The organism is Chamaesiphon sp. (assembly GCF_041737865.1).
GTDB lineage: Bacteria > Cyanobacteriota > Cyanobacteriia > Cyanobacteriales > Chamaesiphonaceae > Chamaesiphon.
Genome location: NZ_JBGSQZ010000294.1, coordinates 1 through 6149, shown reverse-complemented (window position 1 = coordinate 6149; position 6149 = coordinate 1). Strand labels below are relative to the sequence as shown.

Sequence of the window (6149 nt, the reverse complement as noted above, 5' to 3'; positions counted from 1 at the left end):
AGTGCTGCTGACACTCTAAATTCTCACCTCAAAGAAATTTGCAATTACTTTATTAATAGAACAACTAGTGGCGTTACGGAGGGACTCAACACAAGAATTAAATTGATTCTACGTCAAAGCTATGGATTTAAGAATTTCGATTTGATGAAAGAGAAATTATTAGCAAGCCCTATTTAAATGATTTCCGCTTCGCTCCAATCCTTTAAATAGGGCTTGCTGAAAAAGTGGGAGAATAGTCTTCTAAAAATTGATTGGTAATCGAAAAAATCTAAAAAATTAGTTTTTATTAACAAAATCGATTGAAAGATAATTTTAGCTAATCATAAACACATCAAAACTGGCGAGAAATGTTGAAATTTAAAATACATATAAAAAAAGACAAAAAACTGCCGTAGCAGTGCAGAAAGATTCATTGCCAAAAAAGAAATAGCGATCGCAGTCTCAGAAGTATTAGCGAGTTTAGTCATTACACGATTAAGGCTAAATCTTCGCTTTGCTTCTCCGCTTGGTGAAACGCACGCCGAGGTTTCCTCGGCGCGATTTCATCCGCAAATTTTCCTTCAATACAATTTCGGACAGATTCATCTAATTGAGCTTGTCTTTTGGCTTCTTTACTAATAGTTTTTGGTGGTCGTCCTAATCGTACTCCACTCAGCCTTATCCCTCTTTCTTTGCACCAATTACGGTTCGCTTTTGTTCGATAAATTTTATCTGCATGAACAGATTCTGGATATGCGCCCGTATACCTTTTGAATTCTTCTACTTGGTTTATTAAATCACCAGATTCATTGAAATTATTCCAACTAATTCTATCTACAAATACATATCCATTCACGCAACTAGCTGACAGCTTTGCCCCAAATTCCACTGGTGTCCCAGCTTTTCCTCTGACGATTGGACGGATGTGTGGTTGTGTTAAGCTTACTATTCTATCATCAATACGATTTTGATTGTTCTCGTACATATGTAGCTGTTGGCGATTCACTTCTGTCACTACCAGCAAAAGCCTGTAATGCTTTTTGCTTAACGTTTTTAGCCCAACCTCATTGACCATCTTTTCGATAGCTTCTAAATTTCTTTTAATATATTGAAGTTGCTTCTTTACTGCTTTTCTACGTTGGTTTGTAGTTGTTCTGCGCTTCTTTGCTACTAGTAAATATTCTTTTCTAGCTCTATTTCTATAAGTTCTTGGTTTTGTCTTGGTTTTGTCTTTTATCTCTTTGTATAACTTGTCTATTATTGTTTCTGTCTGTTCTCTGCCCTGATTTAATATTCCTAAATCGTTTGGATACCTGATGTCTGCTGGCGCACATGTTGCGTCTAATATTAGTCTCCCTTTGTTTTTTGGCTTTTCCTGCTCTTCGACTTTTTTCCTGAGTTCTCCTCCGGTACTCTCTCGATATTTTTTCGACTATTTTTCTGTTGATTTTATTGACTATCTCCTCACTTATCCTTTGTCGAAAATGCACTAGTATTGATGCTTCAAATGGTGCTTTATTACTATATTCTGCTATTCCTAGAAAGTATTGCAAGTACGGATTCTCTTTGATTTGCTCAACGGTTTCTCTATCGCTTGTTCCTAATCTTTCTTTAATTATTAACGAACCTAATGCTATTCTAAACGGCTTGGCTGGTGCCCCTATTCCTATCTCTGAAAAGTTTTTAGCATATTCTGATTCAAACTCTGACCACGGAATTAGTTCTGACATTATTATCCATCGATTATCTTTCTCTAATTTTCCCTCGAATTTTAGCTCTGAATTTTCTTTTGTAGTAATATTAATTTCAACTTGTCTGTACATTCTCAGCCCTCTTTGTGATAAGGTTTTAGCTAATTTTAGCTCATTTCCTTGTACCTTAGTAGCTAAATTAATCGCTGAAACTGTCTCTCCCTCTACATTGTAGCTTTTATTCAGCAAGCCCTAAATAAGCAATACTTATCACCAGAAGGGCGTGAGAGCCGATTTGAAGGCTCTACAAAGCACAGAGGTTTACGAAAAGATTTGTGCCTTGGTATTGGAGGAAATACCCACCACGGAAGATTTAAGTGAGATCGCCAATTTATCGAAGCTCAAAGGTGATGAAACTGCCTATCGAATTCGAGTTGGAGATTATCGGATTGGCTTTTTCTGGGAAGATAATGAAATTGTAATGAGCCGAGTGTTGCATCGCTCCGAAATTTATCGTTATTTTCCATAAAACAAAATGCCGATTCGTTGGCATCGCCTAATGTAGCTCTATCGCGATAACTCCACTGTAGTTCGAGTTCAATGATGATAGCAATTGGGAGGCTCAAGAAGCCTGTAAACCCAGTATCGCTTACAGCATCAACAGATCTAAGGCTGTTACCATTTTTCACAGCAACAGAAATTATTGCCTCATAATTTTCATTGACATATCCCTGCATCATCGAGCGTCTTTCAAGCTCCGTACGCCAAATCGACGTACTGCACGATATCCAATCCTAACGACCCAAGGTTGGGCATCTGGCAGCCGCTCATAAAGTTGTCGAGTTGCTATCATCGTATCGTCGGCTAGTTCAAATTCTCCGGTTTCGATGTCGTTGGCGTAGCCTACCGGAGGTAATCGCGACAATCCTACCACGATCTATCTCTTCATCTATTTGTTGACGTGAGAGTAAATAGTCTGTGAACAAAAAATACTTAAACCCATTCCATAGATGGCTTGCGCTCAGTCCGTACACAATCTTGAAGATAGAGATTAATGAGATTTTGGTAGGGAATTCCTGTTTGTTCGGATAATTTCTGGAAATAGTCCACCACATTTTCTTCCAAATTAATGCTTACCTGCTTTTTTAACTTCTTCAGGTAAGGATTGGGAACAGATTTTGAGAAGTCATATTCATCTCTCATGTCAAATAACCTTTATATTCTTTTTGTTCTATTTTGGTTGCTCTACGAGCGGAAATAATCCGAATAGACTCATCATTCTCCCGATAGACATGACACACTACTATCAATTTAAAAGATTCACTCATCCCCAATAGAATATGGCGATCTTCATCCTGTGAATGGTCTGGATCGTAAGAAATACGTGCATTTGGATCGTAGAACGCAGTTTCAGCTTCTTCAAATGATATGCCGTGCTTTCGATCGTTTGTCTGAGCCTTTTGCATGTCCCATTCAAAGGTTATCTCATCCATATCGATCGAGTGATATCATGCTGATTTTCCCAGGTGTTAACCGTTCCTCTATTATAGCAAATTCTTCGTAACAGAATCGATCCTCTTGCTCCAGAGGCTAAACCAACGCATCAATCCTTACCAGAAAGATAATAAAATCAAGATCGAATCGAACGTTAGATCGATCGAATATTTATGATTATTCCCCATGAAATGAAATGTCGATCGATTGCGTTCGGACAGCGTCAGCAAGTCGCCCTCTTTATGGATCTAAAATACTTGTGTCCATCAATTATCTCTGGTCAGTATAGATACGATCTCACAAATAGTTCCACCAATTACGCCTGAAGATCCACCCTTAACTATAGCAATATAGGCCCCAGCCCAAAAGTAAAATGCTGGCAAACTGCCAATTCCATAAACTAGACGCATCCAAGTATGATTGACAGGGGGATCTAGAATATCGAGAATTTTCATACTATTAAAGCCATTCCAAAAACTCAATATCCCATTGAGAATCATATTGACGACAATACCCACGGATGAGCCAATACCGATATCAAACAAAAGCGCATCATAATTACTTACCGAACGTAACAATTGACAACACCACCAATCGACAGCAAAACTAAATAATGACGGAAAAACAAAGTTAATCCACGGGGACAATGTGCTGGAAAATTTAGATTGTAACTCTAATTCCTGTACAAATGAATCTGTATCTTTCACAAAATCTGCTTTTACTAAGTTAGTTCAATAAATAAAAAACTGTCAATCCACTGCTAATAATTCCAATTGCCCCACCTAAAAACAAGCTTCCAGAACCTGCCGCAGTTAAAGCACCTAAATCATTATAATGATAGATTGTTGCTATTAATTGCGAACAAAATACACTAACTGAAAATCCAATTGTCATACTCAAGATATATTGTATGAACGTTGTTTCTGAATCAATCAAATAAAAGCACCACATACCAGCCCTTGAGGCAAGTACGGCTGAGATAATCTTTGAAATTACAAAAAGTAATATCACAAAAGAATAAACCTTGCTACTTCACCCTCACTTTAACAAATTTTCAGTATTCTCCAGCACCCATTCTCGTCGCCTCTCCCCGTTTATAATAGTGAAACCAATATATAAACTCACTTATAGATGTTAGAAGCATATCGCCAGCATACAGCCGATCGAGCCGCATTGGGCATTCCCCCATTACCACTCGATGCCGAACAAACCAGTGCCCTCTGCGAATTATTACAACATCCACCAGCAGGTGAAGAGGCTAACCTAATTGCATTATTGCGCGATCGAGTTCCACCTGGAGTAGATCCGGCTGCTTATGTCAAAGCTGGCTTCCTGACTAGTATCGTCACAGGTAAAGTTACTAGTCCGCTGATTAACCCGATCGAGGCTGTCGAGTTATTAGGTACGATGTTAGGCGGTTATAATGTTCGATCGCTAATTGACCTCCTCGAATCTGATGATACCGAACTTGCGATCGCTGCTGTCAAAGCACTGAGTAAAATCGTCCTCGTTTACGACGCATTTAACGATGTGTGGGAACTCTCCCAAACTAACCCCTACGCCAAACAAGTTATCGATGCTTGGGCAAATGCTGAGTGGTTCACATCTCGCCCCACATTACCCGAAACCATTACCGTCACCGTCTTCAAAGTCCCAGGCGAAACCAACACCGACGACTTATCCCCCGCTACTGAAGCTACCAGTCGCCCCGATATTCCCCTTCATGCCCTCGCGATGCTGGAAACTCGGCAACCTGGGAGTCTTGAAACTATCGCCGAATTGAAGAAAAAAGGACATTCTATTGCCTATGTTGGCGACGTAATCGGTACGGGTTCCTCGCGTAAATCGGCGATAAATTCCGTTCTCTGGTACATCGGTGCAGATATTCCCTGCGTCCCCAATAAACGCACGGGTGGTTATATTTTGGGTAGTAAAATCGCGCCGATTTTCTTTAATACTGCGGAGGATTCGGGAAGTTTACCGATCGAGTGTGATATTACCATGCTCGAAACTGGCATGGTCATCACCATCCATCCCTACGCTGGCAAAATCACCAACGAATCTGGCGAAACCCTCTCCACCTTCAACCTCAAACCCGATACCATCCTCGATGAAGTCCGCGCTGGCGGTAGAATTCCCCTGCTCATCGGGCGCACCCTCACCGACAAAACCCGCATCGCCTTGGGATTACCCCCCAGCACCATCTTCACCCGCCCCACTCAACCCACCGATACAGGTAAAGGCTACACCCTCGCCCAAAAAATGGTCGGCAAAGCCTGCGGATTGCCAGGCGTGCGCCCTGGGGTGTCCTGCGAACCCTTAATCACCACCGTCGGTTCCCAAGATACCACGGGGCCAATGACCCGCGATGAACTCAAAGAACTTGCCTGTCTCGGTTTCAGTGCCGATTTAGTGATGCAAAGCTTCTGCCACACCGCCGCCTATCCCAAACCAGTAGACATCAAAACTCACGAAGAACTACCCGACTTCTTCGCCCAACGCGGCGGCGTAGCCCTCCACCCTGGCGATGGCATCATCCACTCCTGGCTAAATCGGATGCTCCTCCCCGATACCGTCGGTACGGGCGGCGACTCCCACACCCGCGTCCCCCTCGGGATGTCCTTCCCCGCAGGCTCCGGTTTAGTCGCCTTCGCCGCCGCTCTAGGCGCGATGCCCTTAGATATGCCCGAATCTGTCCTCGTGCGCTTTACAGGCGAATTGCAGCCAGGAGTCACCCTCCGCGATGTTGTCAATGCGATTCCCTACGTCGCCATGCAAAAAGGCTTACTCACCAACGACAAACAAAACAAACTCAACGTCTTCTCTGGGCGGATTATGGAAATTGAAGGCTTACCCGATCTCAAAGTCGAACAAGCCTTTGAACTCACCGATGCAACCGCCGAACGTTCCTGCGCTGGCTCCACCATCAAACTCAGCGAAGCCACCGTCACCGAATATATCCGCTCCAACGTCGCCCTGCTCAAA

8 protein-coding genes and 2 pseudogenes are annotated in these 6149 nt (G+C 42.4%); 3 read left to right on the top strand and 7 right to left on the bottom strand.

Translation table 11 applies throughout. The features are described from left to right. On the top strand, positions 1 to 177 hold a 177-nt coding region (locus tag ACEW9J_RS22800), incomplete at its 5' end, for a transposase (protein ID WP_373547365.1). Positions 178 to 320: 143 nt separating this feature from the next. Here ACEW9J_RS22800 and ACEW9J_RS22795 read toward each other — a convergent pair. Continuing rightward, positions 321 to 1802 (bottom strand): annotated as a pseudogene (locus tag ACEW9J_RS22795) (IS5 family transposase). A 151-nt stretch (positions 1803 to 1953) separates the two neighbouring features. On the opposite strand from ACEW9J_RS22795, the pseudogene ACEW9J_RS22790 reads away from it, so the two are divergent. Beyond that, positions 1954 to 2124 (top strand): annotated as a pseudogene (locus ACEW9J_RS22790) (type II toxin-antitoxin system RelE/ParE family toxin); the annotation flags it as partial. Here ACEW9J_RS22790 and ACEW9J_RS22785 read toward each other — a convergent pair. The 6 genes from ACEW9J_RS22785 to ACEW9J_RS22760 form a co-directional block, all read right to left on the bottom strand. After that, on the bottom strand, positions 2072 to 2410 hold the full coding sequence (locus ACEW9J_RS22785; protein ID WP_373547364.1) for a hypothetical protein: 339 nt from the start codon (positions 2408 to 2410) through the stop codon (positions 2072 to 2074). The pseudogene ACEW9J_RS22790 and the gene ACEW9J_RS22785 sit on opposite strands and share 53 nt — an antisense overlap. Continuing rightward, positions 2407 to 2604 (bottom strand): hypothetical protein, encoded by a 198-nt coding sequence (locus ACEW9J_RS22780; RefSeq protein WP_373547366.1) that lies wholly within the window; start codon positions 2602 to 2604, stop codon positions 2407 to 2409. Before ACEW9J_RS22780 ends, ACEW9J_RS22785 begins: the two co-directional genes overlap by 4 nt. A gap of 59 nt (positions 2605 to 2663) precedes the next feature. Continuing rightward, entirely contained in the window at positions 2664 to 2873 is a 210-nt protein-coding gene (locus ACEW9J_RS22775) for a CopG family antitoxin (RefSeq protein ID WP_373547363.1), read from the bottom strand. After that, entirely contained in the window at positions 2870 to 3163 is a 294-nt protein-coding gene (locus ACEW9J_RS22770; RefSeq protein ID WP_373547362.1) for a BrnT family toxin, read from the bottom strand. The genes ACEW9J_RS22775 and ACEW9J_RS22770 overlap by 4 nt, the downstream gene beginning before the upstream one ends. 267 nt (positions 3164 to 3430) lie before the next feature. After that, positions 3431 to 3871, bottom strand: a complete 441-nt coding sequence (locus ACEW9J_RS22765; protein ID WP_373547361.1) for a hypothetical protein — start codon at positions 3869 to 3871, stop codon at positions 3431 to 3433. Positions 3872 to 3890: 19 nt separating this feature from the next. After that, positions 3891 to 4058 carry a hypothetical protein gene (locus ACEW9J_RS22760; protein ID WP_373547360.1) on the bottom strand — a complete coding sequence of 56 codons (168 nt, stop codon included), beginning with the start codon at positions 4056 to 4058 and terminating at the stop codon, positions 3891 to 3893. A gap of 237 nt (positions 4059 to 4295) precedes the next feature. On the opposite strand from ACEW9J_RS22760, the gene ACEW9J_RS22755 reads away from it, so the two are divergent. Beyond that, a partial coding sequence (locus tag ACEW9J_RS22755) for a bifunctional aconitate hydratase 2/2-methylisocitrate dehydratase (RefSeq protein WP_373547359.1) occupies positions 4296 to 6149 on the top strand: 1854 nt, incomplete at its 3' end.